Below are 26,144 nucleotides of genomic sequence, written 5' to 3' on the forward strand. Positions count from 1 at the left end.
GACGGCCTAGGCCCGGCCCCGGCTCTGCACCTGACCCTGCATGCCGGTGCGGACGTGGCAGTCCGCGAGGTGGTCGTCCACCAGGCCGCAGGCCTGCATCAGGGCGTAGGCGGTGGTCGGGCCGACGAAGCGGAAGCCCGCCTTCTTCAGCGCCTTCGCCAGTGCCGTCGACTCGGGCGTGACGGCCGGCACCTCGCTCAGCGCGCGGGGGGCCGGCCGGCCCGGCTCCGGGGCGAACCCCCAGATCAGCGCATCCAGTCCGCCCTCCAGCTCGCGGGCGACCCGCGCGTTGGCGATCGCCGCGTCGATCTTCGCCCGGTTGCGGATGATCCCGGCGTCGGCGAGCAGCCGCTCCCGGTCGGTCTCGCCGAACTCGGCGACCTCGGCGATCCGGAAGCCGGCGAACGCGGCCCGGAAGCCCTCGCGGCGGCGCAGGATGGTCAGCCAGGACAGCCCGGACTGGAAGGCCTCCAGGCAGACCCGCTCGAACAGCGCGTCGTCGCCGTGCACCGGGCGGCCCCACTCGGTGTCGTGGTAGATCCGGTAGTCGTCGGTGGAGTCGCCCCAGGCGCAGCGGAGCAGGCCGTCCGCGCCGAGCACCGCACCGGCGACGGCGGGCTCGGTCACTGGTCCTTCACCGGCTTCGCGTCCTCGGGCGCGGGGGCCGACGGCTCGGCCGAGGGCTTGGTGAGTGCGACGGCCGGTTCGACCACCTTGGCGAACTGCTCCAGGCCGGGCAGCGGTTCGGCTGCCGGGTCGGGGCCGTTGGTCGCCTCGACCGCGCCGCGCAGGTGGGCGGCGGCCTCCAGTTCGGCGATCCGCGCGTCCCGGTAGGCGAGCTCGGCGCCGAGGCGGTCCAGGACGTCGTCCACCTCGTCCATCCGGTAGCCGCGCAGGGCCATCGGCAGGCGCAGCTCGTCCACGTCCGCCTTGCCCAGCGGGCGGTCCTGCGGCAGCCGCGCGGCGATGCGGTCGGGTACCGCCTCCGGCATCGAGCCGCCCCCGCCGAGCGCCACCAGGGCGGCGCCGCCGACCACCACGGCCATGGCGACCACGATCACCCAGAACACGAGCTGTCCTCCCGAACTCCCGGCCGGTCCTCGTCCACGTGCCGGGGAACCAGACTGATCATGACAGCATGGTCCCCTAGTGAGGCCGGGGGCCATCATCGCACCCGCAGGAGCTCTGGAGGAGACATCGGTGGCACTGCGCCTGGGACCGCGGGAATTCGGTGACGACGAGCTGGTGATCATGGCGATCGTCAACCGGACCCCGGACTCCTTCTTCGACAAGGGCGCCACCTTCGCCGACGAGGCCGCCTTCGCCGCCGCCGACCGCGCGATGGCCGAGGGCGCGGCGATCCTGGACATCGGCGGGGTGAAGGCCGGGCCGGGCGACGAGGTCACGGTCGAGGAGGAGCTGCGGCGCACCGTCCCGTTCGTGGCCGAGCTGCGCAAGCGCCACCCCGACGCCGTGATCAGCGTGGACACCTGGCGGCACGAGGTCGGCGAGGCGGTCTGCGAGGCGGGCGCGGACCTGCTGAACGACGCCTGGGGCGGGGTCGACCCGAAGCTCGCCGAGGTCGCCGCCCGGCACGACGTCGGGCTGGTCTGCACCCACGCGGGCGGCGTCGAGCCGCGGACCCGCCCGCACCGGACCGGGTACGAGGACGTGATGGCGGACATCCTGCGGGTGACCGTCGGCCTGGCCGAGCGCGCGGTGCAGCTGGGCGTGCGGCGGGACGCGGTGATCATCGACCCGGGGCACGACTTCGGCAAGAACACCCGGCACTCGCTGGAGGCCACCCGGCGGCTGCCGGAGATGACCGCGACCGGCTTCCCCGTGCTGGTCTCGCTCTCCAACAAGGACTTCGTCGGCGAGACCCTGGACAAGCCGGTGGACGAGCGGCTGCTCGGCACCCTGGCGACCACGGCGGTCTCGGCCTGGCTGGGCGCGCAGGTCTACCGGGTGCACCAGGTCGCGGAGACCCGGCAGGTGCTGGACATGGTCGCCTCGATCCGGGGCACCCGCCCCCCGGCGGTAGCCCGCCGGGGGCTGGCGTGAGCTGCCCTCCTGACGTTCGGCTCGCGCCGGGCGTGGGAGGCCGCCAGGGCCTGGGAGGCCGCTAGATCTCGTTCACCGGCCGGCGGGCGTCGGCGAGGATCTTCATGACCTCGTCGACCTCGTCGGTGATGTGGAAAAGCTCCAGGTCGTGCGGAGCCGCCTTGCCCTGCGCGACCAGGGTGTTCTTCAGCCACTCGAAGAGGCCGCCCCAGTACGCGGTGCCGTAGAGGATCACCGGGAAGCGGGTGACCTTCTTCGTCTGCACCAGGGTGAGCGCCTCGAACAGCTCGTCCAGGGTGCCGAGGCCGCCGGGCAGGACCACGAAGCCCTGCGCGTACTTCACGAACATCGTCTTGCGGACGAAGAAGTAACGGAAGTTCAGCCCGAGGTCGACGAACTCGTTGAGACCCTGCTCGAAGGGCAGCTCGATGCCGAGCCCGACGCTGAGGCCGCCGGCCTCGGAGGCGCCGCGGTTGGCGGCCTCCATGGCGCCCGGGCCGCCGCCGGTGATCACCGCGTAGCCGGCCTCGGCGAGGGCCCGGCCGATGGCCACGCCGGCCTCGTACTCGGGCGAGTCGGCCGGGGTCCGGGCGGAGCCGAACACGCTGACCGCGGGCGGGAGTTCGGCGAGGGCGCCGAAGCCCTCGACGAATTCGGAGGTGATCCGCAGCACCCGCCACGGATCGGTGTGCAGCCAGTCGGTGGGGCCCGTGGTGTCCAGCAGGCGCTGGTCCGTGGTGCTCGTGCCGACCTGGTCCCGGCGCACCAGCACCGGGCCCTTCTGCTTCTCGGGCCAGGCCTTCTTCTTCCGCGGCTCGCCGACCTGCTCGGGGCCGTGTCCGTAGTGCTTCTCGTCTCCTGTGCCTGTCATGACGAAACCCTACGCCCGCCTTCCCCCGTTTTCAGGAAACGGGGGAAGGTCGCTTGGGCAACCGGAAGATGGCGTTCGACCGTTGATCGGATCAGCCTCCCGGGGTGGGGACTCAGCTGGTCAGCCAGGCGCGCAGCCGCTCCTCGGCTTCCGCGATGGCGCTCAGCGAGCAGTACTCCTCGCGCTTGTGCGCCAGGTTCGGGTCGCCGGGGCCGTAGTTGACCGCCGGGACGCCCAGCGCGCTGAACCGGGCGACGTCCGTCCAGCCGAACTTGGCCCGGGCCTGGCCGCCGGTGGCCGCCAGGAAGGCCTTCGCGGCCGGCTGGGACAGGCCGGGCAGAGCGCCCGCGGCGAAGTCCGTCACGGTCAGCTCGAAGCCGTCGAAGACCTCGCGCACGTGCTTCTCCGCCTCCGCCTCGCTGCGGTCCGGCGCGTAGCGGAAGTTGACCGTGACGACGCACTCGTCCGGGATCACGTTGCCGGCCACGCCGCCGTCGATCCGCACCGCGTTCAGGCCCTCGCGGTACTCCAGGCCGTCGATCTCCACCCGGCGCGGCTGGTAGTTCGCCAGCCGGGTCAGCACCTCGGCGGCGTGGTGGATGGCGTTGTCGCCGAGCCAGCTGCGGGCCGCGTGGGCGCGCACGCCGGTGAGCCGGACCTGCGCCCGCAGGGTGCCCTGGCAGCCGCCCTCGACCATGCCGCCACTGGGCTCCATGAGCACCGCGAAGTCGGCGGCCAGCCACTCCGGGTACTCCTTGACCAGGTGGCCGAGGCCGTTGCGGTGGGCCTCCACCTCCTCGCAGTCGTAGAACACGAAGGTGAGGTCGCGGTTGGGCTCGGGCAGAGTGGCGGCGAGCCGCAGCTGGACGGCCACGCCGGCCTTCATGTCCGAGGTGCCGCAGCCGTAGAGCAGGTCGCCCTCGACGTACGAGGGCAGGTTGTCGGCGATCGGCACGGTGTCCAGGTGGCCGGCGAGCACGACCCGCTCGTCGCGGCCGAGGTTCGTGCGGGCGACCACGTTGTTGCCGTACCGGTCCACGGTGAGGTGCGGGTAGGCGCGCAGGGCGGCCTCCACGGCGTCGGCGAGCGCCTGCTCGTCGCCGCTCACCGAGGGGAAGTCGACGAGCCGGGCGGTCAGCGTGCCGCCGTCGAGAGTGAGGTCCAGGGGCGTCGGATTCGGGCTGCTCATGGCGCCAGCCTAGTCCGCGGGCCGTACACCCCGGGGGGCCAGCAGGCGGCCCGCCCCGAGCAGGATCACAGAGCGAGCGGCGTGAATCCCGCCCCGAGCAGGATCACAGAGCGAGCGGCGTGAATCCCGCCCCGAGCAGGATCACAGGGCGAGCGGCGCGAATCCCGCCCCGAGCAGGATCACAGGGCGAGCGGCGCGAATCCCGCCCCGAGCAGGATCACAGGGCGAGCGGCGCGAATAGCAGCAACCGGGGGGCGCCGCACATCCGTCCGAGTGGGTACGGTGTCGGATCAAGGAGCAGGTGCGAGAGGGGCGACGGTGGCCAGGAGAAGGAGCAGCGAGGAGCTGGGCGACGAGACGGAGCCCGCCCGTCGCCGCGGGCCGCTGCGCGCCCTGCTGTTGGTGATCGTCGGGCTGCTGGGCCTCGCGCTGGTCGCGGGTCTGGCCGTCGTGGGCATCTGGTGGTTCGGCTTCAAGCCGGGCGAGTCCGAGGGCTGCACGGTGAAGACCGCGGCCGGCAACGGCACCCTGGAGCTGCCGCAGGCCGCCAACGCGGCGACGATCGCCGCGGTGGCGCGCTCGCGCGGCCTGCCGGACCGGGCGACCGCGATCTCGCTGGCGACCGCGATGCAGGAGTCCAAGCTGCGCAACCTCGCGGGCGGTGACCGGGACTCGATCGGCCTGTTCCAGCAGCGGCCCTCGATGGGCTGGGGCACCCCGGCGCAGATCTCGGACCCGGTGTACGCGACCAACAAGTTCCTGGACGGCCTGGTCAAGGTCCCCGGCTACACCCGGCTGCCGCTGACCGACGCCGCCCAGGCGGTGCAGAAGAGCGGCTACCCGCAGGCCTACGCCAAGCACGAGACCAAGGCGACCCTGCTGACGTCGGCACTGGCCGGCCGTGAGCCCGCCTCGTTCTCCTGCATCGTGCACGACTACGCCAAGCCGGATCCGGCGGACTCCGCCTCCCCGACGGCGGGCGCCCCCGCCGCGGGCGCCTCGGCCACCCCGGCCGCGGTGCCGGACCGGGCCCAGGTGCTGGCCGACCGGGTGCGCCGGGAGTTCGGCCGTACGGTCACGCCGGCCACCGGGTACGCCTCGACGATCAAGGGGGCCGAGAACGCGGTCTCGCTGACCCCGGACCCGGCGACCGCCGCGCTGACCTCCTCGTCGGACTCCGGCGCGGACGGCGGGGTGAGCGCCGAGCGGGCCAGCGGTTGGGAGGTCGCGCACTGGGCGGTGGCCCAGGCCCAGCAGTTGGGCATCGCGACGGTGGCCTACGACGGGAAGATCTGGCGCAAGAGCACGTCCGGGGACGGCTGGCAGTCGCAGACCTCGGGCACCTCGACCAAGCTCGTCCAGGTCACCCTGGCGCCGTCCGACAAGAGCTGACGCACAGACGTTCGGGTTGCCGCCGGACGGGTGATTCCGGTCAACCCCGGTGGACCCGACCCCCATTCCGGCGACCCGCGGTGGAGAACCGTCACTTCCCTTGGCCGCGACCGGTTCGGCGCCGCCCGGCGGGGCCCGGCAGGCGCCCTCGCGGCAGTCATACGATCCGATCGTCGGTCAGACACTTTCCTTGCACCGGCCGAAACCTTCTGGCTTCTCAAGCGGTAACAACCTCGTCCGCCCGGTCGTCCGCACCCGGTCGCTCGCGGGCGGACGGGACGGACCCAGACCCCCTTCGAGGAGCCCCATGTCTCACCCCCTCACGCGCCGGATCGCCCAGGCCGCGCTCGTCGTGGCCGCCGGAGCGACCCCGCTGGTCGCGGCCGGCTCCGCGTCCGCACTGGGCGGGGACGCCCTGCTGCCCAAGAGCGACCTCGCGGCGCCGCTGGGCCAGCTGACCAACACCGACACCGGTTCCACCCTGCAGCACACCACCCACCAGCTCGGCCAGGCCGCCGGCACCACCGGTGCGGCCACCGTCGCCGCGGGCGTACCGGCCTCCGCCGACGCGGCCGGCAACATCATCGCCCACCAGCTCCCCGAGGCGAACGAGAAGGCCAGCTCGCTGACCGCGCCGGTCGACCAGACCGCCGCCACCACCGGCCAGCTCTCCGCCGTCACCCCGAAGGTCGCCTCGGCGCTGGCCGGCAAGCTCGGCGAGGCCGTCACCGGCAAGGGCGCGGAGAACCGCAGCGCCAACGCCGGCAGCAGCCCGGTCGGCGGGCTCGCCCAGGCGGGCTCCGTCGCCCAGGCGGGCTCCGTCGCCCAGGCCCTGCCGGGCGCCGACAAGCTCTCCGGTGCCGTCCCCGGCACCAACGCCGTCACCGACGCCCTGCCGCTGGGCTCGGTGGAGCGTGCGCTGCCGCTCGGCTCGGTCGAGCACACGCTGGCCGGCGCGCCCGGCACCGACGTCCTGGGCCTGGCCGAGCACGGCTCGGCCAACCGCCTCGGCGGCGCCGACCTCGGCCCGAACAACCCGCTGTCCGGCCTGACCGGCGCGCTCGGCCCGGTCGGCGGGCTGCTGAACGGCGTCAACGGCGGCAGCATCAGCGGCCTCCCGCTCTAGGCCCTCGCCGGGGGCGGCCCGCGCGGCCGTCCTCATGCCGAAGGGGCTGGTGTTCCTCCGCGGAACACCAGCCCCTTCGGCGTGCGGTCGCCGTACGCCGGTCAGCGTGCCCCGTTCAGCCGCTCCACCGCCGCCGCGACCCGCTCGTCGGTCGCGGTGAACGCGACCCGGACGAAGCGCTCGCCGGCCGGCCCGTAGAAGTCGCCGGGCGCCACCAGGATGCCCAGCCCGGCCAGTTCGGCCACGGTCTCCCAGCACGGGCGGTCCTGGGTCGCCCACAGGTAGAGGCTCGCCTCCGAGTGCTCGATCCGGAAGCCGTACGCCTCCAGTGCGCTCCGCAGCGCCGAGCGCCGGGCTGCGTACCGCTCGCGCTGCTCGGCCACGTGCGCGTCGTCCGCGAGCGCGGCGACGGTCGCCGCCTGCACGGGGGCGGGCACGATCATGCCGCCGTGCTTGCGCACCTCCAGCAGCTCCTTGACCACCACCGGGTCGCCCGCGACGAAGGAGGCGCGGTAGCCGGCCAGGTTCGAGCGCTTGGAGAGCGAGTGGACGGCCAGCAGGCCCTCGTGGCCGCCGCCGCACACCTCCGGGTGGAGGACGGAGACCGGGTCGGCCTCCCAGCCCAGCTCCAGGTAGCACTCGTCGCTGACCAGCAGCGCCCCGTGCTCCCGGGCCCACTCGACGGCGCGGCGCAGTTCGTCCGCGGCCAGCACCCGGCCGGTCGGGTTGGACGGCGAGTTCACCCAGAGCAGGCGCACCCGGGAGCCGTCCAGCTCGTCCACCGAGTCGTACTCGACCGGCTCGGCGCCGCACAGGCGCGCGCCCACCTCGTAGGTCGGGTAGGCCAGGCGCGGGTAGGCGACCTGGTCGCCGGGGCCGAGGCCGAGCTGGGTCGGCAGCCAGGCCACCAGCTCCTTGGAGCCGACGGTCGGCAGGACCGCCTGCGGGCCGATCCCGGCGCCGACGCGGCGGTGCAGCCAGCCGGCGATCGCCTCGCGCAGCTCCAGCGGGCCCCAGACGGTCGGGTAGCCGGGCGTGTCGGTGTGCGCGGCCAGCGCCTTCTGGATCACCTCGGGGACCGGGTCCACCGGGGTGCCGACGGAGAAGTCGCAGAGGCCACCCGGGTGGGCCAGCGCGGTCTTCTTGTACGGCTCCAACTTGTCCCAGGGGAAGACGGGGAGCCGGTCGGAAACGCGGCGCGCCGCCCCCGGGTGGCCCGGGAACGGCGCGCGCGTGCTGTTGGTGCTCACAGCTTGGTAGCCACCGATCGTCAGTGGTCGGCGTTCTGCGGCGGCAGAGCGGCGATGAACGGGTGGTCACGCTCGATCAGGCCCAGCTTCGAGGCACCACCGGGCGAACCCAGGTCGTCGAAGAACTCGACGTTCGCCTTGTAGTAGTCCTTCCACTCCTCCGGAGTGTCGTCCTCGTAGAAGATCGCCTCGACCGGGCAGACCGGCTCGCATGCGCCACAGTCGACACACTCATCCGGGTGGATGTAGAGCGATCGCTCGCCCTCGTAGATGCAGTCAACCGGGCACTCTTCGATGCACGCCTTGTCCTTCACGTCGACACAAGGCTGCGCGATGACGTAGGTCACGCTGTCGTTCCTCCTCGGAAGGGCCTGGCGGCCCGTTCTGTTCTGCTCGCGTGCGCGGTGAGCGCGGCGTCGTCGATGCCCGCCCCTAGTATCGCGGGTCGGAGACCGCAAATGCACAGGAGGTGGTCAAGTGACGACCGGGAACCCCGCGGGCGACCGTCCGGAGGTCCGGATAGATCGCTCTGACGTGGGACGACGCGTGTCCGTCAGGCGCCTGTCGGAGTTCGTGGACGACCGTCCGGTCTTCCGCGATTCGATCGGCGTGCTCACATCGTGGGACGAACACGGGTTGACGATCGTGCCCCGCTCCGGCGAACCGGTCTCCTTCCCGGAGAAGCTGCTGGTCGCGGGCAAGGTCGTGCCGCCGTTCCCGGCCCGGCGCGCTCCGCTGCCGGTCGCCACGCCGCTCGAACTGCAGCGGATCGCCGGGCGCGGCTGGCCGGCCGTGGAGCAGGAGCCGCTCGGCGAGTGGACGCTGCGCGCCGCGGCCGGGTTCACCCGGCGGGCCAACTCCGTCCAGGCCCTCGGCGACCCGGGCGCGCCGCTGCCGCAGGCGCTGGCGGCCGTCCGCGACTGGTACGCGCAGCGCGGGCTGCCCGCGTACGTCGAGGTGGTCACCCCCGGGTCGCCGGACGCGCTGCGGTCCGAACTCGACCGGCTCGGCGCCGGGTACGCGCCCACCCTGGTCCGCACCGTCCCGCTGGCCGGGCTCGCCCGGGCCGGCTCCGGGCACGACCGGGTCCGGCTGGCGCGGACGGCCGACGCGGCCTGGCTGTCGGCGTACCGGCGGGTGAGCGGCGACCCGGCGGTGGAGGCGGCGGCCCGGCAGGTGCTGCACGGCGGTCCGTCGGTCTGGTTCGCCTCCGTGCCGGGCGCACCCGGGCAGCCGCCGCTGGCGATCGGACGCTGTGTCATCGACGGGCCCTGGGCCTGCTTCGGTGCGGTCGAGGTCCAGCCGTACGCCCGGCGGGCCGGGCTGGGGACGGCGGTCATGGCGGTGCTCGCCTCGCGCGCGGCGGAGGAGGGGGCGAGCGGCGGATACCTGCAGGTCGAGGCGGAGAACGCGGGGGCGATCGCGCTCTATGACGGACTCGGCTTCACGACCAGTCACACTTACCACTACGCCCTCCTTCCCCAGGGGTAGCGGTCGGGTCGTTTCCGCCCTTCCTGTCCGTCTTGTCCGTTCGTCCTTTCCGTTCGCCGTACGAAAGCCGTCGCCGTCACCGTGACCGAGCAGAGCAGAGACCGCTTCCGGACCGCCGCCCGCGCCGAGCAGCCCGACCCGGTGCTGCTCTGCCTGCTCGCCGCCGCCGAACACCGCCCGGCGCTCGACCCGGGCGACCCCGGCGAACCGCCGGGCGTGGACGCCCTGCTCGCCGCCTGCGAGGCCGCGCTGGACCGGCACGCGGCGGCCGTACGGCAGGCCGTCGCGGAGCGCGCGCCCGCCGGGCCGGAGGAGACCGCCGCCCTGCTCGCCGCCGTCCTGGGCGGGCGGGAGCGCTTCCACGGGCGCCAGGCGGACTACCGGCGGCTGGAGTCCTCGCTGCTGCCGGAGGTGCTGCGGCGGCGACGAGGACTGCCGATCATGCTCTCGCTGGTGTGGACGGCGGTCGGGCGGCGGGCCGGGCTCAGCATCCACGGCATCGCGCTGCCCGGCCACTTCATCGTCGCCGTCGGCGGCCCGGCCGGCGGCGACGAGTACGTCCTGGCCGACCCGTTCCACGGCGGGCGGCTGCTCGACCAGGAGGACGTCCAGGGCCTGGTCGCCGCCGCCGGCGTCGAGTTCACGCCCGACCTGCTCACCCCGGCCCAACCGCTGGACATCGTGCTGCGGGTGCTCGGCAACATCCGCGCCTGGGCCGCCGATCGCCCCGAGCACGCCCGCACCCAGCTCTGGGCCACCGAACTCGCCCTGCTGCTCCCCCGGCACCCGGCCCAGCTCCGCCTGGAACGGGCCGAGCTCCTCGTCCGCACGGGGGACTTCCTCGGCGGCTCGGCCGAGATGGACGCGTACGCGCAGATCCTGGACGCCTTCGACCCGGACGGTGCCGCCAAGGTCCGCCAGGAGGCGCGGGCGGCGCGGCACCGGCTCAACTGACGGCCGTCCGCAGCGTTACAGCCAGCCCTTCTCGCGGGCGATCCGCACCGCCTCGGTCCGGTTGCGGGCCTCGGTCTTCTGGATCGCCATCGACAGGTAGTTGCGGACCGTCCCCTCGGACAGGTGCAGCCGCTTGGCGATGTCCGCGTTGACCGCGCCGTCGGCCGCCGCACCCAGGACGTCCCGCTCGCGCGGGGTCAGCGGGTTGGCGCCCTCGGCCAGCGCGGCCGCCGCCAGCGCCGGGTCGATGACCCGCTCGCCGCGCAGCACCCGGCGGATCGCCTCGGCCAGCTCGGAGGCGGGCGCGTCCTTCACCAGGAACGCGTCCGCCCCGGACTCCATCGCCCGGCGCAGGTAGCCCGGGCGGCCGAAGGTCGTCGCGATGACGACCTTGGTGCCCGGCGCCCGCCGGCGCAGCTCGGCGGCCGCCTCGATGCCCGTGATCCCCGGCATCTCGATGTCCAGCACGGCGACCTGCACGTCGTTCGCCAGCACCGCCGCCACCACCTCGTCCCCGCGCCCGACCTGCGCGACGACGTCGATGTCCCCCTCCAGCCCGAGCAGCGCGGCCAGCGCCTCCCGGACCATCCCCTGATCCTCGGCGAGCAGCACGCGGATCGAGGCCCCGTTCTGAATGTCACTCATGCCACGACCTTAGGGCGTGTCCGCGGCGGGGTATTTCGGTGGTCCGCGACTGCTCCCCGCGCCAGACTGGCCGGATGTCGACGCTGGAACTCCTCCGCCCCGACCACGCCGAGGCCGTGCTGGCCTTCGAACGGGCCAACCGCGCCTACTTCGCGCGCAGCATCCCGGACCGCGGCGACGCCTACTTCGCCGAGTTCGCCGCCCGCCACGCCGCCCTCCTCGCCGAACAGGCCGAGGGTGTCTGCCGGTTCCACGTCATCCGCGGCGCGGACGGGGGGGTCGTCGGCCGGGTCAACCTGATCGACCTCGTCGACGGCAGCGCCGAACTCGGCTACCGCATCGCCGAATCCGCGGCCGGCCGCGGCCTGGCGCGGGCCGCCGTCGCCGAGGTCTGCCGGCTCGCCGCCGCGGCGTACGGTCTGACCGCGCTGACCGCCGCCACCACTGTCGACAACGCCGCCTCCCGGGCCGTCCTCGCCCACAACGGCTTCCGGTTCAGGCACGAGTGCCGCCTTGGCGGCCGGCCCGGCCTCGCCTACCGCCGCGACCTCACCGACCTCCGCCCCTCGGCATAGCCGGACCAGCCGGGCTACTCCAGCCAGCGCCGGGCGGCTTCGACGCTGTCGGCGCCGCTGGTGTTGAAGGCGATGGCGGCCCCGGGAGCGTGGCGCCGGACGAGGTTGACGACGAGTTCGAAGAACGGCAGCGCCGGTTCGGGCTTGCGGATGCCGCCGCCGATGACGACGACGTCCCAGGCGCGCCCCGCGAGCGCAGCGATGATCGCGGGCTCGGCGGTGGCGTCGGGGGCGACCAAGGTCATGGCGGCGTCGATGCCGTGCTCGGCGAAGCGGGCGAGTTCGGCGTCGAGGACGGCCCGCAGGCCGTCGCCGTCCATGCCTGGGACGGCGTGCGGGTCGAAGCCGAGGACGAGAACAGTGGTCATGGTCGGACGAACGATCAGCTCGGCCCGGCAGGTTCCCCGCGCAGGAAGCGGGCGACGTCGGCGAGGGTGAGCTTGGGGTCGGTCCAGGAGCACACCTCCAGCCAGGAGAGCCGGCCCTCGTCGGCGAACAGCAGGACCTCGCCGTCGGAGCCGATGGCCGCCTCGGCCACCACCTCCGAGCGCGCGCCGTCCGCCACCCCGGCGAACAGGGCCGTGCTGCAGCCGCAGCGGCAGCGGGACTCCACCCGCAGGTGCGGGACCTGGGCGCGCAGGGGGTGGCCCTCCGGGAGGAGGACGTCGAGGGTACGGGCGATGTCATCGGGCAGCTGAGTCATGAGCGGCGCAATCGTGTGGTGAGGGCGGACAGTTCGTCGATGCGGAGGAGCCGGGCGAGGAGCAGGTAGCAGGCCGCCAGCACGGCGCCGGCGGGGAGCAGGCCGTAGCGGGCGGTCCACCAGGCGGCGCCCGCGGCCGGCAGGGCGGCGGCGAGCGGCCTGGCGTGGACGGCCAGGACGCGCAGCGGGCCGAGTCGGCGGCGCAGCAGCAGTCCGGCGGCCGTGCAGCTGAGCAGGAAGGAGGCGCCGTAGCAGCCGGCCATCCCGGTGACGGCCCAGCGCAGCGGCAGCAGCCGGTGGCAGAGCAGGGCGCCGAGCGCGGTGGCGGCGACGGGCAGCAGGTTGAGCAGGAAGGGCGTCCGGCTGTCGCCGAGCGCGTAGAAGGCGCGGGTCAGGGCGTACGAGGCCGAGTAGAGGACGAGGCCGGGCGCGAAGGCGGCCAGCATGCCGGCGATCGCCCGGACATCGGCGGGGTCGGTCCGGCCGTGGCCGAAGGCGAGGTCGCACAGCTGCGGCGCGAGGACGGCGAGCGCGCAGGCCGCCGGGACGGTGGCCACCCCGACGGTGCGGACGGTCCGGGTCAGCAGCGAGCGGACGGCGCGCGGGCTGTCGGCCGCCGCGCTCATCGCGGGGACGACGGCGGTGACCACGGACACCGTGACCACGCCGTGCGGCACGATCCACAGCAGGTACGCGCTGCTGTACGCGGTGTACCCGACACCCGGCAGCCCCGCCGCCGCGGCCTGCTCGCCGGCGAGCGTGGACAGCCGGGTCACCACCCAGTAGCTCACCTGGTCGCTCAGCACCAGCAGCAGCGTCCACCCGGCGGCCCGCAGGGGTTCGCCGAGCCCGGCCTGCCGCCAGTCCCAGCGCGGCCGCAGCCGCACCCCGGCCGCCCGCAGGCAGGGCAGCAGCACCAGGCTCTGCGCGACGACACCGGCCGTCGTTCCGGCCCCGAGGACGGTCAGGTCCGCGGCGGACAGCGCCGGTCGGCCGACGTAGCCGCCGAACACCCCGATCACGACCAGGTTGTTGAGCACCGGCGCCCACGCCATCGGCGCGAACCTCCGCCGGGCGTTGAGGAGTTGGCCCAGTACCGTGAACAGGCCGTAGAAGAACACCTGCGGCAAGCACAGGTACGCCAGCAGCACGGTGTGCTCCAACTGCGCGCCCCCGTACGAGGTGTAGGCCCGGACGACGAGCGGCGCGGCCGGCACCACCAACGCCGTCAGCGCCAGCAGGGCGGCGACCAGCACCGTCACCAGCCGGTCGAGGTGCGCCGCGCCACCGTCCGCCGACTCCTTCGCGGCGCGCACCAGGTGGGGCACCAGCGCGGTGTTCAGCGCGCCGCCGATCAGCAGCACGAACAGGATGTTGGGCACGGTGTTGGCCACGGTGTAGCCGTCCGCGAGCACCCCCGAGCCGAGGACGGCCACGAGGACCGCCGAGCGGACGAAGCCGGTGGCCCGCGAGACGACCGTGCCCGCCGCCATCACCAGGCCGGGCGGGACGGCCCCCCGCGGCTTCCGGTGCCGGGCGGCCGCGCCGGGAGAGGCCGACGGAACGGGAGGGACGGGCCGCACCGGCACCGGCCGCACTTCCTGGAGAACGGTCATCCGCCAGCTCCTCCCGCTGCGGGCGCCGGCCCGAACAGGCCGGCGAGATCGGCGAGAGCATGCGTCAGCACCCCTGAAGCGAGGCTGAGAAAGCTGAAGCCCGTTTAAGGAACGGATCCGGCCCCGGTGGCATGCTGATCCGCATGGAGATTCTGGTGGTGGAGGACGACGCCCAGGTCGCCGCGGCCGTACGGCGCGGCCTGGACGCCGAGGGCTACACCGTCGACCTCGCCCCGGACGGCCTGACCGGCCTGCGGCTGGCCCGCCGGCACGCCTACCGGGCGATCGTGCTCGACATCATGCTGCCCGGCCTGAACGGCTACAAGGTGTGCGAGGCGCTGCGCGCCGACGGCGTGACCACCCCGATCCTGATGCTGACCGCCAAGGACGGCGAGTACGACGAGGCCGAGGGCCTGGACACGGGCGCCGACGACTACCTCACCAAGCCGTTCTCCTACCTGGTCTTCCTGGCCCGCCTGCGCGCCCTGATCCGCCGCAGCCAGACGCCGGGCCCGCTGCTGCGGGTGGGCGACCTGTGGCTGGACCCGGCGGCCCGCCGCTGCGGCCGGGGCAGCGCCGAAGTCACGCTCACCGAACGCGAGTTCGCCGTCCTGCGCTGCCTGGCCGAGCACCCCGGCGAGGTGCTGTCCAAGCGCCGGATCGTCGACGAGGTGTGGGACATCGCCTTCGACGGCGAGGAGTCCATCGTCGAGGTGTACGTGAGCATGCTGCGCCGCAAGGTGGACACCCCGTTCGGCGTCCGCTCGATCACCACCGTGCGCGGCGCCGGCTACCGGCTGGAGGCCGGGTCGTGCTGAGTCGCCTCTCCACCCGGCTGCGCACCTCGCTGGCGGCCGGCCTGGCGGCACTGCTGTTGCTCGGCGGCGGCGCCTGGTGGCTGCGCGGCCACCTCTACGACGCGCAGCTGGCGGCCGCCGAGTCCGAGGCGAGGACGCAGGCCCGGGAGATCAGCACCGGCTACAAGTTCGGTCAACAGCTCGCGGACAAAGGGCAGTTGCCGTACCTGGTACTGGGCAGCGACGGCCACGTGGTGATCATGAGCGGTCCGCTGACCACCCAGCACCTGGCCGGGCCGCTGCCGCCCGCCGTACCGCACCTGGCGCCGGACGACTGGCAGTCGGTGCAACGGATCACCGTCGGCCCCGCGGGGGGCGCCGCCGCCAACCGCTACTCGGGTCGCACCTTCACCGCGATGGGCAGCTGGAGCCCGCTGCTGCGCAAGGACGGCTACCAGGTGAAGCCGCAGGTCGGCCCGTTCACGGTGTACGTGCTGGCCACCCCGTTCGCCGCCGAGGCCTCGCTGCGCACCATCGACCCGGTGCTGCAGGCGGGCGTACCGGCCGCCGCGCTGCTGGTCGCACTGATGTCCTGGCTGGCGACCAGCCGGGCGCTGCGCCCGGTGGAGGCGATCCGCGCCGAGCTCGCCGAGATCGGCGAGCACCGGCTGGACCGTCGCGTCCCGGTGCCGCCCTCCGGCGACGAGATCACCCGGATGGCGCGGACCACCAACGCCACGCTGGACCGCCTGGAGCGCTCGGCCGCCCAGCAGCAGCGCTTCGTCGCGGACGCCTCGCACGAGCTGCGCAGCCCGATCGCGGCACTGCGCACCAACCTGGAGGTCTCGCTGGCCCACCCCGAGCGCACCGACTGGCCGGCCGCCACCCAGGAGGCACTCACCTCGGTCGAGCGGCTGCAACAGCTCACCGAGGACCTGCTGTTCCTGGCCAGGGGCACCCGTCCGGAGACGGCCGGCCGGCCCGCCACCGTCGACCTGTCCGCCGTCCTGCGCGAACTCGCCGACCAGTACCGCCCGGCCTTCGGCCCCCGGCTCGCCCTGCGGGTGGACGCGCCCGACGAGGTGCTGGTGCGCGGCAGCCGGATCCGGCTGCACCGCCTGGTGCGCAACCTGCTGGACAACGCCCGGCGGCACGCGGCCACCGAGGTCGCGATGTCCGTACGGCAGACCGCGCGCGGCTGCGTCCTGGAGGTCCGGGACGACGGCCCGGGCGTGCCGCCGGAGGACCGCGAGCGGATCTTCGAGCCGTTCACCCGGCTCGACGAGGCCCGCAGCCGGGACGCGGGCGGCAGCGGCCTGGGCCTGGCCATCGCGGCCGACGTCGCCACCCGGCACGGCGGCACCCTGCGGGTCGCCCACGCGCCGCGCGGCGCCCGCTTCGTGCTGGAACTCCCGTCCGCCTGAAGCCCCGCAGGCGGGGGTCTGAAGACAGGCCCCCGGACAGGCCCTAACCCGCCGTCGAGGGCTCGGACGGCGCCGACACCGTCCGCAACGGCACCGAGGCCCGCAGCCGGAAGCCCTTCCCGCGCTCCCCCGGCCCGGTCTCCAGCCGCCCGCCGACCAGCGCCAGCCGCTCCTCCAGCCCGGAGAGCCCGTTCCCCGGCTGGGACTTGCCCGGCCCGCGCCCGTTGTCGGCGATCTCCAGGACGGCGTAGCGCTCGCCGCCCGACTCCCAGCTCTCGTCCGCCGTGACCGTGCAGACCGTGGCGCCCTCGCCGTGCCGGACGATGTTGGTGACGGCCTCGCGCAGCGCCCAGGCCAGCGCGCCCGCCTCCTCGTTGGCCAGCCCCGGCCAGCGGTCCACCAGCTCGGGCGCGGCCTCCAGCCGGACCTGGGCGGCGGCCAGCGCCGTACGGGCGGCGGCGAGTTCGACCGGCAGGGTGGGCCGGCGGAAGCCGGTCACCGCCTCCCGGACGTCGATCAGCGACTGCCGGGCGACCTGCTCGATGTCGGCGACCTGGGCCCGCGCCGCCTCGTCCTTGCCGGCGTCCATGAACCGCCCGGCCAGCTCGCTCTTCAGCGTGATCAGCGACAGCGAGTGCCCGAGCAGGTCGTGCAGGTCGCGGGCGAGCCGCAGCCGTTCCTCGGAGGCGGCCAGGTGCGCGACGGCGGCCCGGGCCTCGCGCAGTTCCTTCATGGTGGCGACCAGCCGCTGCAGGCCGGTCATCGCGACGCCGGAGAGGAAGGCGCTGAGCGCGAAGGTGGTGATGTTGTCGTTGCCGGCGCCGATGCCCAGCCCGACCGCCGCGGTGAGCACGGCCAGGGCGAGCAGGGCCCGCAGCGCGTACTGCGCCGGGATGATGATCGCCAGGCACACCGAGGCGTAGATGAACAGCGTCAGGAACGCGCCGCCGAGCACCACCGAGGCGGCGGTCGCCAGCCCGATCATCGTCGCCACGATCGCCACGCAGGCGCGCGGCCGCATCCCCGCCTGCGAGCGGAAGATCACCAGCAGGACGTAGGCGGCCACGAACCCGGCCAGGCAGCACCACCCGAACACCTTCCCGGCCGTGCTGTGGTTCCCGCTCAGCAGGTCGCCCGCCGGGTAGGCCAGGTAGAGCATCCACAGCAGCATCCAGGCGACCTTGACCAGCATCTGCCGCCGGGTCTCCACCGGGGCGCCGGGGACGTTCATGAACGACGCACGCGCCACACCCACCTCCGGATGCTCGTCGGGGCGGTGGGTCTGACGCGCGTCGCTCATGTGGATCATCATGCCTGGCGGGTGTCGCGGCGGTACAGGGCCGCCGCGGCGACGACGAACACCGCGAGGAAGCCGGCCAGACCGGCGACCGCGACGAGGTCCAGGGAGTTCCCGGGCCGGGTGAAGGTGGCCAGGTGGTTGTACAGGTACACCGGGTTGAACCGGGCGAACTTCTCCAGCGTGCCGGTCACCGGGAACCAGGTGCCGCCGAACAGCGACATCAGCATGTACGTGATCATCACGATGGTCTGCACCGAGTCCGGCGCCGCCGCGTACCCGAGCGCCACGCCGAGCGCCGCGAACACGAAGCTGCCCAGCCACAGCGCCACCGCCAGCCCGGCCCACTGCGCCGCGGTGAGCGAGACGCCCTGGCTCGCGCCGACCGCGAAGACCACCAGGATCGACGGCAGGGTGGTGACCGCGCTCGCCGCGATCTTGCCGACGGTGTACGCCCGGCCGGGCAGCGCGGTCAGCCGCAGCTGGCGCACCCAGCCGCTCTTGCGCTCCAACGAGATCCGCTGCGCACTGCCGGTGAGCACCGCGCCGACGGCTCCGAAGGTGGCCATCGAGACCATGAAGTAGGTCTTCACCGGCAGTCCGCCGGCCAGCTTGGTGGTGCCGTAGGCGTGGATGAAGAAGAAGTACATCAGCGCCGGGTAGGCGATGGTGAAGAGCAGGTAGCGCCGGTTACGGAGGGTCCGCAGGATCTCCAGCCTGATCAGGGTGGTCATCGCGCACTCTCCATGGCTGCCTCGTACTGGTCCAGTTCGCCGGTGATGGTCAGGAAGGCCTGCTCCAGGCCCACGCCGGTGACCTCCAGCCCGCGCGGGTACAGGCCCGCCCGGTAGAGCCCGGCCACGCTCGCGTCGGAGTCCGCGGTCCGGATCCGCACCGTCCGCACCCCGGGGACCCGGGCGGTGACGTCCAGCGACTGCACGCCCGGCAGGGCGCGCAGCACGCTCTCCGCGAACTGCCCGTCCGCGTCGTGGAGTTCGAAGGCGATCCGGCGGGCGCCGGCCCGCGCCTTGATCTCGGCGGAGCTGCCGTCGGCGATCAGCCGGCCCCGGTGCAGGACCAGGACACGGTCGGCGATCGAGTCGGCCTCCTCCAGGTAGTGGGTGGCGAACAGCACCGTGCGCCCGGCGTCGGCCTGCGCCCGCATGCTCGCCCAGAACGCCTGCCGGACGCTGACGTCCATGCCGGTGGTGGGTTCGTCCAGCACGATCAGGTCGTTGTCGCCGGCGATCGCCAGCGCGAAGCGGACCCGCTGCTCCTGGCCCCCGGACAGCTTGTCGACCCGGCGCTCCGCCAGTTCCGTGATCCCCGCGTCGGCCAGCACCCCCGTGACCGACCGCCCGCGCGGATGCACGTCGCAGGCGAGCTGGACCAGCTCGCGCACCTTGACGTCGGACATCAGCCCGCCGCTCTGCAGCATCGCCCCGACCCGGCCGGCCGCGATCGCCGCCCGCGGGGTGCCGCCGAACAGCGTCACGCTGCCCCGGTCGGGCTCCCGCAGGCCGAGCAGCAGGTCCAGGCTGGTGGACTTGCCGGCGCCGTTCGGGCCGAGCAGGGCGACGGTCTCGCCCGGCCGCAGCACGAGGTCCAGTCCGTCCACGGCTTGTACCCGCCCGTAGCTCTTGCCCACGCCGCGGAAGGCGGCCACCTCGGTGTCCATCGCCCGGCTCCTCTTCCCTGATGGTGTCACGCTCGTGATGTCACGGTCGGTGCTGTTCGCACCACCTCAGAGTCCCGCGCGGGCCGGTCCCGGCGGCAGTGTCCGCCGTCGTGCCTTCGGTATGACGGATGTCATGCCGGCGGCCGGTACCCCGGTCAGGGGGCACCGGCCGCGAAGGGGCGGGTCAGGGGCGGCCTGCCGCCCCCGGCTCGCTCACAGTCCCAGCGAGCGCTTCACGAAGTCGACCTGGACCAGCAGCAGGTTCTCCGCGACCTCCTCCTGCGGCGTGATGTGGGTGACGCCGGACAGCGGCAGCACGGTGTGCGGGCGCCCGGCGGCGAGCAGCGCCGAGGAGAGCCGCAGGGTGTGCGCGGCCAGCACGTTGTCGTCGGCCAGCCCGTGGATGATCATCAGCGGGCGCTCCAGCCCGGCCGCGTACCCGCCCAGCGAGTTGGCGGCGTACACCTCGGGCCGCTCGGCCGGGTCGCCCAGGTAGCGCTCGGTGTAGTGGGTGTCGTACAGGGCCCAGTCGGTCACCGGCGCGCCGGCGACGGCCGCGTGGAAGACGTCCGGGCGGCGCAGCACGGCCAGCGCGGCGAGGTAGCCGCCGTACGACCAGCCGCGGATCGCCACCCGGCCGAGGTCCAGCGGGAACTCCTCGGCGAGCGCCTGCAGCGCGTCCGCCTGGTCGTCCAGGGTGGCCCCGGCGAAGTCGAAGGCGATCGACTTCTCCCAGGCCGGCCCGCGCCCGGGGGTGCCGCGCCCGTCGGCGACGACCACCGCGAAGCCCTGGTCGGCGAACCACTGCGAGTTGAGGTGCGGGTTGTGCGCCTGGACGACGCGCTGGCCGTGCGGGCCGCCGTACGGGTCCATCAGGACGGGCAGCAGGCCGTCGCGCTCGCGGTCGTAGCCGGTGGGCAGGAAGACGGCGGTCGGGATGCGGCGCTCGCCGGCGAAGCGGAAGACCGGGCGGGCGGTGATGACCGGGGTCTCGGCGTACGAGGCGATGGTGGCGACGTCGTCGACGACCACGCCCTCCGGCAGGTCCCGGGCGACCTGGACGAGGGCGCCGGGCAGGTCGGGCTCGGCGGTGGCGCGCACGGTGATCCCGCCGCCGTGCACCGCGCTGGTGACGGAGGTGAACGGCCGCCCGTTGGAGGACTCCCAGCCGAGCCGCTTGCCGTCGTGGCTGATCCGGCCGACGGCGATCCAGCCGGGCTCCGGGTCGGTCTCGGTCTCACCTCCGGAGGCGGTGAAGAACACCTCGTCCGCGGTGACCGCGACGACCGACCGCAGGTGCAGGTCGGTCCCGGTGACGGCCCGGTCGCCGACCACCAGCGCGCGCACCCCGCCCTCGTCGGAGATCCGCACCAGCTTGCCGTCCGGGGTCCACGCCGGGACGCCCGGGAACAGCTCCAGCCAGGTGCCGTCCTTCTCCTCGTGCAGCACCTCGGTGGCGCCGGTGGCCACGTCCAGACCGAGGATCCGCTGGCTGCGCTGGTCGCGGGACTGCACCTGCAGCAGCGGCACGCCGCCCTCCGACCAGTGCACCCGGCCGAGGTACGGGAAGGCCGTACGGTCCCAGACCACCTCGGTGCGCCCGCCGTCCAGGTCGAGCACCCACAGCCCGACCTCGGCGTTGGCGGTGCCGGCCGCCGGGTAGGCGATCTCGGCGGGCTCGCGGTCCGGGTTGGCCGGGTCGGCGATCCACCAGCGGCCCACCGGGCTGTCGTCGGCCCGCTCGACCAGCAGCCGGTCGCCCGCCGGGGACCACCAGAAGCCGCGGGCGCGGTCCATCTCCTCCTGGGCGATGAACTCGGCCTGCCCCCAGGTGACGTTCGGGCCGTCCGGCTCGGCGAGCACCTTGTCGCCACTGCCGTCGGTCCGGGTCAGCCGCAGCTCTCCGGCGGTGTTGGCGTAGGCGACGTACCCGCCGTCCGGCGACATCCGCGGGTCCAACAGCGGCCCCTGGGCGGGCAGTTCGGCGGTGGAGCCGGTGACCAGGTCGGCCGTGAACAGCCGGCCGGACAGCGCGAAGGCGGCCCGCGCGCCGGCCGCGTCCAGGGAGTAGCCGACGATGCCGGCCGAGCCCTCGCGGCTGCGCTCGCGGCGGGCCTTCTCGGCCGGCGACAGGTCCTCCTCGCCGCCGCCGAGCAGCGCGGCCGGGTCGGCGGCGATCCGCTCCTCGCCGGTGGCGGTGTCCAGGCTCCAGAGCAGGTTGGCCCGGTCGCTGCCCGAGCGCGAGCGGAGGAAGACGACCCGCGAGCCGTCCGGTGCGACGGAGAACGAACGGGGGGCGCCGACGGTGTAGCGCAGGGTCCGCGCGTACTGCCGGGGGAAGGTGTCCGCAGGGGTGTGGGAGGTCATGGCACCAGACCCTACGACGCCGAACTGCCGCTGCCGGGAGGCTGGTGATCACTCGTTCGGAGCATCGTCGCCAAGTACGCCCCAAAGAGGTCCAAACCGCCTCCGACCGGCCCATGCGCCCCGCGAGTGCCGCGACGCCCCGGCACGCCGGGGCTCACCGAAGGTAATGCGTCCCTTACCCATCGGGTATGACTTGTCAGGCGAGTGATCGTCGCCCCGTCCCGGGCCCCGACCGCCCGCAGCCTCAGTCCCGCACCGTCCCACCGCCGCCCCTCCCCAGGGGGTGGCGCGCCCGAGAAGGGGTGTGAGCCGACATGGCCATGAACGTCTCCGCAGTCGTGCTGATGCTGGTCATCGTGGTGGTGCTGATCCGCCGCTCCGGCCTGAAGCTGGCGCACGCGATCGTCTGCGCACTGCTCGGCTTCTACCTGGCCTCCAGCTCGATCGCCCCGTCGATCAGCCAGGTCACCAGCAACCTCGCCGGAATGATCAATGGCCTGAAGCTCTGACCCCCGAGCGACCAGACCCGTACCGCCCGGTCGTTAGGCTTCCTCCCATGACCGCGACTACCGGCCGCCGACTCCTCCTCGTGCACGCGCACCCCGACGACGAGTCGATCGGCAACGGCGCCACCATGGCCCGGTACGCCGCCGAGGGCGCCCGGGTCACGCTGGTGACCTGCACCCTCGGCGAGGGCGGCGAGGTGATCCCCCCGGAGCTGGCCCACCTGACGGCCGATCGGGACGACACCCTCGGCGCGTACCGCATCGGCGAGCTGACCGAGGCGATGCACGCCCTCGGCGTCACCGACGTCCGCTTCCTCGGCGGCCCCGGGCGCTACCGCGACTCCGGGATGATGGGCGTGCCCGAGAACGACGCGCCCGGCTGCTTCTGGCAGGCGGACGTGGACGAGGCGGCCGGCCACCTGGTCGCGGTGATCCGCGAGGTGCGGCCGCAGGTGCTGGTCACGTACGACGAGAACGGCGGCTACGGGCACCCGGACCACATCCAGGCCCACCGGGTCGCGATGCGCGCGTACGACCTGGCCGCCGATCCGGCGCACCGCCCGGAGGCGGGCCCGGCCTGGCGGATCGCCAAGGTGTACTGGAACCGGATGCCCCGCTCGGTGATCGAGGCCGGGCTCGCCGAGACCGCCGCCGCGGCCCGCTTCCCGGGCGTCGCGCAGCCGTCCGACGTCCCCGGCGTGGTCGCCGACGAGGTGGTCACCACGGTGCTGGACGGCGCCGCGTACGCCGGGGCCAAGGCCGCCGCGATGGCCGCGCACGCCACCCAGATCACCGTGGACGGCGCCTTCTTCGCGCTCTCCAACGACCTCGGCCAGCCGCTGCTCGCCACCGAGTACTACCAGTTGGTGCGCGGCCAGGCCGGGCCGGGCGAGCCGGAGGACGACCTGTTCGCGGGCCTCGACCCCACCGCCCCCGTCGAGGCGGAACTCGACGACGCCACCGCGAGCGCCGGGGAGGGCGTCCGATGAGCAAGCCCGCCGCCCCGCCGCCGCGCCGCTCGATCCCGGCGGCCGTCCTCGGCACCCGCGAGGAGCGGCTGGCCGAGCCCCAACCCCCGCGCGCCGCCCGGATCGCGGCCTATGTCCTGTTCTGCCTGCTGGGTTTCGCGGTGTCGGTCTGCGGATCCTTTGTGCAGGCCCTGTGGCCGCCCGTGGGAGTCCTGCTGGCGCTCGCCGCGACCGCCGCCACCTTCTACGCCGGGCTGCGGGTCACCGGCACCCGGCTCGGCGCGGCCGCCCCGGTGGCCGGCTGGTTCGTGGCGATGCTGCTGATGATCGTGCCCCGACCCGAGGGCGACAACGTGCTGTGGTCCAACGCGACCTCGCTGGCCTGGCTGTTCGCCGGCTCGGTCCTCGGCGTGATCTGCGCCACCCTGCCCACCCGCACCAGCTGGTTCCCCGGGGTACCCGGCCCTCCGCGCTGACCCCGGCCGCGCACGCCGTACGGCACCGCGTACGACGCGCAGTCAGGAACACACGGCCTTACTCTCATACCGGAGGAACCGGACGTATCAGGATCTGTCCGAAGCCGTTCACCGCTCAGTTCTTCCCAGTATGGTGGTCCCGCAGAACGCCGTACCCGACCGCCGCCCGCCCCAGCCGGGCCCGGCGCCCACGAACCGCGGTCGCGCCGCACGGCCCGCCCGCGAACCCGGAGCAGAGCAGCATTGAGCAGCCGCGAATCTGACAACGCCCACCCGACGCCCCGGCGCACGGGCCCGGACGCCTACCCGTCGGGCACCCCGCCCTACGGCACACCGGGGCTGCCCGGCGGCGACCGGGCCTCGGCCGGCGCCGGCCAGGGTGCCGCGTCGGGCGGCGAGGACGACGGCCCGAAGACCGAGACCACCCTGACCACCCGGGTCCGGATCAACATCCCCGGCTCGCGCCCGATCCCGCCGGTCGTCGTCCGCAGCACCGTCAAGAACGAGGACGCCCCGGCCGAGGAGGCCCAGGCCGCCGCCGAGCAGGGCGGGCCGCGGCACCGCTCCGCGCCGGCCTCGCCTGTCCTCGGCGTGATGGAGGGCGGCGACCGCTCGGCCACCCCGCCGAACCTGCCGCCGGAGTGGGAGATCCCGGCGATCCCGGCGGCGACCTCCGAGTCCGAGTCCACCGGCGCCTGGTTCCGGCCGCGGCAGAAGAAGGCCCAGCCCACCGAGCCCGCCCCCGCCGCCGTGCCGTCCGGCGCCCCGAGCGCACCGGAGGGCCCGGCCGCGTCCGGCACCGCCGCCGCGCCCCGGCCGCAGGCTGCCCGTCAGGGCGCGAGCGGCGCCGCCCGTACCGACGGCGCGCCCAACGGCCGTCCGGTGCCCGCGCAGGGCAAGTCGCCGAACCGGACCGCCCCGACGCCCGCCGAGCCGCGCCGCGCCGACGCCCCGGCCGAGGAACCGGGCGTCTACGAGGCCGCCGCCCCGTTCGCGCCCGCCGCCGACCCCTTCGCCCCGGTCGCCGACCCGTTCGCCCCGACCCCCGGCCCCGACGCCGGCACCCGCGGCCCGCGCGGCGGCCGCCCCCAGCAGAGCCGGCAGCTGCCGAACCGCCCGCGGCCGAACGGCGCCCGGCCCAACGGCTCCCCGCAGGGCGGCCCGCAGCAGGGCGGCCCGCAGAACGGCTTCCAGCCGAACGGCCCGCGCCCGCAGGGCGGCCCGGGCCCCGAGCCCGGCCCGGAGGACACCTCGGTCGACGGCTTCAAGCCGATCCGCGAGGACGCCCCGCCGCCCGCCGGGATATCCGGCCCTCCGCGCAACGGCGCCCCGAACGGTGCCGACGGCCGTCAGCAGCCGGGCCTGTTCGCCTCGGCCCCGACCGGCGCCGACCCGTTCGCCACCCAGCGCCCGGCCGGCCCCGGCCAGGACGGCCCGGCCGGCCCGGCGGGACCCGGCGCGCTCTTCCCGGGCGCGCCCGGCACCGCCCAGCAGCCCGGCCGCCCCCCGCAGCCCGGCCGCGACCCGGAGGCCACCGAGGTCACCCCGCTGCCCGCCCCGGGCACCGGGCCCCGGCCCGAGCCCGCCCACGGCGGTCCGTCCGCCGCCTCGCCCGTACCCGCCCCGGCGCCCGCCAAGGCCGAGCCCGCGCCCGCCAAGGGCAAGGGCAAGGCCAAGCGCGGCGGCGGCAAGAAGCTGGTCAAGCTGGGCGTCTACGGCATCGGCGCCGTGCTGTTCCTCGGCGCCGCCGCGTACGGCACCGGCCTGATGCTCAACCAGTCCGACGTCCCCAAGGGCACCGTGGTGCTCGGCACCGACATCGGCGGCAACAGCCGTGACCAGGCGATCCACACCCTGGACGAGTCGGTCGGCAAGGCCGGCCAGCAGCCGCTCAAGCTGAAGATCGGCGACCAGACCGTGGACCTCGACCCGACCGTGGCCGGGCTGGGCTTCGACACCACCGGCACCGTGGACGGCCTGGCCCAGCACAGCTACAACCCGGTCGACGTGTTCAAGTCGCTCAAGGGCGGCAGCAAGGCCGTCGCGCCGGACGTCAAGGTCGACCGGGCCAAGCTCAAGGCCGCCCTGGACACGCTGGCCGCCGGCTCCGGCCAGGGCCTGCAGGAGGGTTACGTCAGGTTCGGCGACCCCAACGGCGAGCCGATCGTCGTCCCCGGCCGGGCCGGCCAGGCGGTGGACTCGGCGAGCGCCCTGGACGTGATCGAGCAGGCCTACCGCGACCGCGCGGCCGGCAAGCCCGACCAGCCGATCGCCCTCGCCGTCACGGCCGCCCAGCCGAAGGTCTCCACCCAGGCCCTCCAGGCCGCCGCCGACAGCCTCGGCAAGCAGGTGGCCGCCGGCAAGGTGCACGTCGTGGCCGGCACCAAGTCCTGGGACTTCGGCCCGAAGACCGCCGCCAAGGTGCTCACGCTCGTCCCGGACGCCTCCGGCAAGATCGTGCCCAAGTGGGACCTCGACGCGCTCGCCTCCCAGCTGGGCAACGTGTTCGACAAGGTGAAGGTCAAGAAGAACGGCCAGCTCGTCCCGATCGCTCCGCAGGACGTCGCGGACGGCATCACCTCCGTCCTCGACAAGACCGGCGACAAGGACCGCACCTTCAAGTTCACGGTCTGACGCACCGGAGCCCCCGTCATCGGGGGCCCTCGTCACGGGGGCGGGTCCGCATCCGGGCCCGCCCCTCGACAACTGCCCTGCCGGTCAGCAAGATGTGACGCCACACCTTCCGCCACATCCA

The 26,144-nt window shown here is 74.3% G+C and carries 26 protein-coding genes; 12 read left to right on the forward strand and 14 right to left on the reverse strand.

The annotated features are described in order from the left end of the window. Positions 1 to 6 precede the first annotated feature (6 nt). Together CRP52_RS11920 and CRP52_RS11925 are read right to left on the reverse strand one after the other, a co-directional pair. Positions 7 to 627, reverse strand: coding sequence for a DNA-3-methyladenine glycosylase I (locus CRP52_RS11920; protein WP_097236375.1), 621 nt, complete (start codon positions 625 to 627; stop codon positions 7 to 9). Next, positions 624 to 1,070 (reverse strand): DivIVA domain-containing protein, encoded by a 447-nt coding sequence (locus tag CRP52_RS11925; RefSeq protein ID WP_097236376.1) that lies wholly within the window; start codon positions 1,068 to 1,070, stop codon positions 624 to 626. Before CRP52_RS11925 ends, CRP52_RS11920 begins: the two co-directional genes overlap by 4 nt. A 181-nt stretch (positions 1,071 to 1,251) precedes the next feature. Between CRP52_RS11925 and folP the strand changes: the two genes are divergently transcribed. Beyond that, positions 1,252 to 2,064, forward strand: a complete 813-nt coding sequence (folP, locus tag CRP52_RS11930) for a dihydropteroate synthase (RefSeq protein WP_179853045.1) — start codon at positions 1,252 to 1,254, stop codon at positions 2,062 to 2,064. 61 nt (positions 2,065 to 2,125) lie between these two features. On the opposite strand, the gene CRP52_RS11935 is transcribed toward folP, so the two are convergent. Together CRP52_RS11935 and dapE are read right to left on the reverse strand one after the other, a co-directional pair. After that, on the reverse strand, positions 2,126 to 2,935 hold the full coding sequence (locus CRP52_RS11935; RefSeq protein ID WP_097236377.1) for a TIGR00730 family Rossman fold protein: 810 nt from the start codon (positions 2,933 to 2,935) through the stop codon (positions 2,126 to 2,128). Positions 2,936 to 3,047: 112 nt separating this feature from the next. After that, positions 3,048 to 4,124: a succinyl-diaminopimelate desuccinylase gene (dapE, locus tag CRP52_RS11940; protein WP_097236378.1), complete on the reverse strand. Its 1,077-nt coding sequence runs from the start codon at positions 4,122 to 4,124 to the stop codon at positions 3,048 to 3,050. Between the two features lie 318 nt (positions 4,125 to 4,442). Between dapE and CRP52_RS11945 the strand changes: the two genes are divergently transcribed. Further along, on the forward strand, positions 4,443 to 5,516 hold the full coding sequence (locus CRP52_RS11945; RefSeq protein WP_121174303.1) for a hypothetical protein: 1,074 nt from the start codon (positions 4,443 to 4,445) through the stop codon (positions 5,514 to 5,516). Between the two features lie 307 nt (positions 5,517 to 5,823). Next, complete coding sequence (locus tag CRP52_RS40440) at positions 5,824 to 6,642, forward strand: hypothetical protein (protein ID WP_306458926.1); 819 nt, start codon at positions 5,824 to 5,826, stop codon at positions 6,640 to 6,642. 101 nt (positions 6,643 to 6,743) lie between these two features. Here CRP52_RS40440 and dapC read toward each other — a convergent pair whose 3' ends face one another. Continuing rightward, positions 6,744 to 7,892 (reverse strand): succinyldiaminopimelate transaminase, encoded by a 1,149-nt coding sequence (gene dapC / locus CRP52_RS11955; protein WP_097236379.1) that lies wholly within the window; start codon positions 7,890 to 7,892, stop codon positions 6,744 to 6,746. Positions 7,893 to 7,912: 20 nt separating this feature from the next. Further along, entirely contained in the window at positions 7,913 to 8,239 is a 327-nt protein-coding gene (fdxA, locus tag CRP52_RS11960; RefSeq protein WP_030061559.1) for a ferredoxin, read from the reverse strand. A 130-nt stretch (positions 8,240 to 8,369) separates the two neighbouring features. On the opposite strand from fdxA, the gene CRP52_RS11965 reads away from it, so the two are divergent. Next, the gene (locus tag CRP52_RS11965; RefSeq protein ID WP_441349056.1) at positions 8,370 to 9,383 is read left to right on the forward strand and encodes a GNAT family N-acetyltransferase; all 1,014 of its coding nucleotides are present in this window, start codon (positions 8,370 to 8,372) and stop codon (positions 9,381 to 9,383) included. An 81-nt stretch (positions 9,384 to 9,464) separates the two neighbouring features. Further along, the gene (locus tag CRP52_RS11970; RefSeq protein ID WP_097236381.1) at positions 9,465 to 10,337 is read left to right on the forward strand and encodes a transglutaminase-like domain-containing protein; all 873 of its coding nucleotides are present in this window, start codon (positions 9,465 to 9,467) and stop codon (positions 10,335 to 10,337) included. Positions 10,338 to 10,352: 15 nt separating this feature from the next. On the opposite strand, the gene CRP52_RS11975 is transcribed toward CRP52_RS11970, so the two are convergent. Continuing rightward, on the reverse strand, positions 10,353 to 10,982 hold the full coding sequence (locus CRP52_RS11975; protein ID WP_097236382.1) for a response regulator transcription factor: 630 nt from the start codon (positions 10,980 to 10,982) through the stop codon (positions 10,353 to 10,355). A gap of 74 nt (positions 10,983 to 11,056) precedes the next feature. Between CRP52_RS11975 and CRP52_RS11980 the strand changes: the two genes are divergently transcribed. After that, positions 11,057 to 11,557, forward strand: a complete 501-nt coding sequence (locus CRP52_RS11980; protein ID WP_097236383.1) for a GNAT family N-acetyltransferase — start codon at positions 11,057 to 11,059, stop codon at positions 11,555 to 11,557. 14 nt (positions 11,558 to 11,571) lie between these two features. On the opposite strand, the gene CRP52_RS11985 is transcribed toward CRP52_RS11980, so the two are convergent. Genes CRP52_RS11985 through murJ form a run of 3 tightly spaced genes read right to left on the reverse strand, consistent with a single transcriptional unit; the run spans position 11,572 to position 13,876 of the window. Then, on the reverse strand, positions 11,572 to 11,925 hold the full coding sequence (locus tag CRP52_RS11985) for a hypothetical protein (RefSeq protein ID WP_097236384.1): 354 nt from the start codon (positions 11,923 to 11,925) through the stop codon (positions 11,572 to 11,574). Between the two features lie 14 nt (positions 11,926 to 11,939). Then, complete coding sequence (locus tag CRP52_RS11990; RefSeq protein ID WP_097236385.1) at positions 11,940 to 12,260, reverse strand: hypothetical protein; 321 nt, start codon at positions 12,258 to 12,260, stop codon at positions 11,940 to 11,942. Beyond that, positions 12,257 to 13,876 carry a murein biosynthesis integral membrane protein MurJ gene (gene murJ, locus CRP52_RS11995; RefSeq protein WP_097236386.1) on the reverse strand — a complete coding sequence of 540 codons (1,620 nt, stop codon included), beginning with the start codon at positions 13,874 to 13,876 and terminating at the stop codon, positions 12,257 to 12,259. The genes CRP52_RS11990 and murJ overlap by 4 nt, the downstream gene beginning before the upstream one ends. 143 nt (positions 13,877 to 14,019) lie before the next feature. Between murJ and CRP52_RS12000 the strand changes: the two genes are divergently transcribed. Together CRP52_RS12000 and CRP52_RS40445 are read left to right on the forward strand one after the other, a co-directional pair. Beyond that, entirely contained in the window at positions 14,020 to 14,694 is a 675-nt protein-coding gene (locus tag CRP52_RS12000; RefSeq protein ID WP_097240027.1) for a response regulator transcription factor, read from the forward strand. Further along, the gene (locus CRP52_RS40445) at positions 14,688 to 16,097 is read left to right on the forward strand and encodes a sensor histidine kinase (protein ID WP_097236387.1); all 1,410 of its coding nucleotides are present in this window, start codon (positions 14,688 to 14,690) and stop codon (positions 16,095 to 16,097) included. Before CRP52_RS12000 ends, CRP52_RS40445 begins: the two co-directional genes overlap by 7 nt. Before the next feature lie 43 nt (positions 16,098 to 16,140). On the opposite strand, the gene CRP52_RS12010 is transcribed toward CRP52_RS40445, so the two are convergent. The 4 genes from CRP52_RS12010 to CRP52_RS12025 all read right to left on the reverse strand — a co-directional run bounded on the left by CRP52_RS12010 (position 16,141) and on the right by CRP52_RS12025 (position 21,439). Beyond that, positions 16,141 to 17,397, reverse strand: a complete 1,257-nt coding sequence (locus tag CRP52_RS12010) for a sensor histidine kinase (RefSeq protein ID WP_101948178.1) — start codon at positions 17,395 to 17,397, stop codon at positions 16,141 to 16,143. An 8-nt stretch (positions 17,398 to 17,405) separates the two neighbouring features. Then, entirely contained in the window at positions 17,406 to 18,128 is a 723-nt protein-coding gene (locus CRP52_RS12015; protein WP_097236389.1) for an ABC transporter permease, read from the reverse strand. Next, the gene (locus CRP52_RS12020; RefSeq protein WP_097236390.1) at positions 18,125 to 19,072 is read right to left on the reverse strand and encodes an ABC transporter ATP-binding protein; all 948 of its coding nucleotides are present in this window, start codon (positions 19,070 to 19,072) and stop codon (positions 18,125 to 18,127) included. The genes CRP52_RS12015 and CRP52_RS12020 overlap by 4 nt, the downstream gene beginning before the upstream one ends. Before the next feature lie 213 nt (positions 19,073 to 19,285). Further along, a complete protein-coding gene (locus CRP52_RS12025; RefSeq protein WP_097236391.1) occupies positions 19,286 to 21,439 on the reverse strand; it encodes a S9 family peptidase in 2,154 nt (717 codons plus the stop codon). Between the two features lie 314 nt (positions 21,440 to 21,753). Here CRP52_RS12025 and CRP52_RS12030 point away from each other — a divergent pair, with 314 nt between their 5' ends. The 4 genes from CRP52_RS12030 to CRP52_RS40450 all read left to right on the forward strand — a co-directional run bounded on the left by CRP52_RS12030 (position 21,754) and on the right by CRP52_RS40450 (position 26,023). Continuing rightward, complete coding sequence (locus tag CRP52_RS12030) at positions 21,754 to 21,948, forward strand: DUF2304 family protein (RefSeq protein ID WP_097236392.1); 195 nt, start codon at positions 21,754 to 21,756, stop codon at positions 21,946 to 21,948. Between the two features lie 47 nt (positions 21,949 to 21,995). Beyond that, complete coding sequence (gene mshB, locus CRP52_RS12035; protein ID WP_097236393.1) at positions 21,996 to 22,934, forward strand: N-acetyl-1-D-myo-inositol-2-amino-2-deoxy-alpha-D-glucopyranoside deacetylase; 939 nt, start codon at positions 21,996 to 21,998, stop codon at positions 22,932 to 22,934. Further along, the gene (locus CRP52_RS12040; RefSeq protein WP_220783894.1) at positions 22,931 to 23,389 is read left to right on the forward strand and encodes a DUF6113 family protein; all 459 of its coding nucleotides are present in this window, start codon (positions 22,931 to 22,933) and stop codon (positions 23,387 to 23,389) included. The genes mshB and CRP52_RS12040 overlap by 4 nt, the downstream gene beginning before the upstream one ends. A 243-nt stretch (positions 23,390 to 23,632) precedes the next feature. Next, positions 23,633 to 26,023 carry a hypothetical protein gene (locus CRP52_RS40450; protein ID WP_179852767.1) on the forward strand — a complete coding sequence of 797 codons (2,391 nt, stop codon included), beginning with the start codon at positions 23,633 to 23,635 and terminating at the stop codon, positions 26,021 to 26,023. Positions 26,024 to 26,144 lie beyond the last annotated feature (121 nt).

The sequence above is a fragment of the Streptomyces sp. 1331.2 genome, assembly GCF_900199205.1.
GTDB lineage: Bacteria > Actinomycetota > Actinomycetes > Streptomycetales > Streptomycetaceae > Kitasatospora.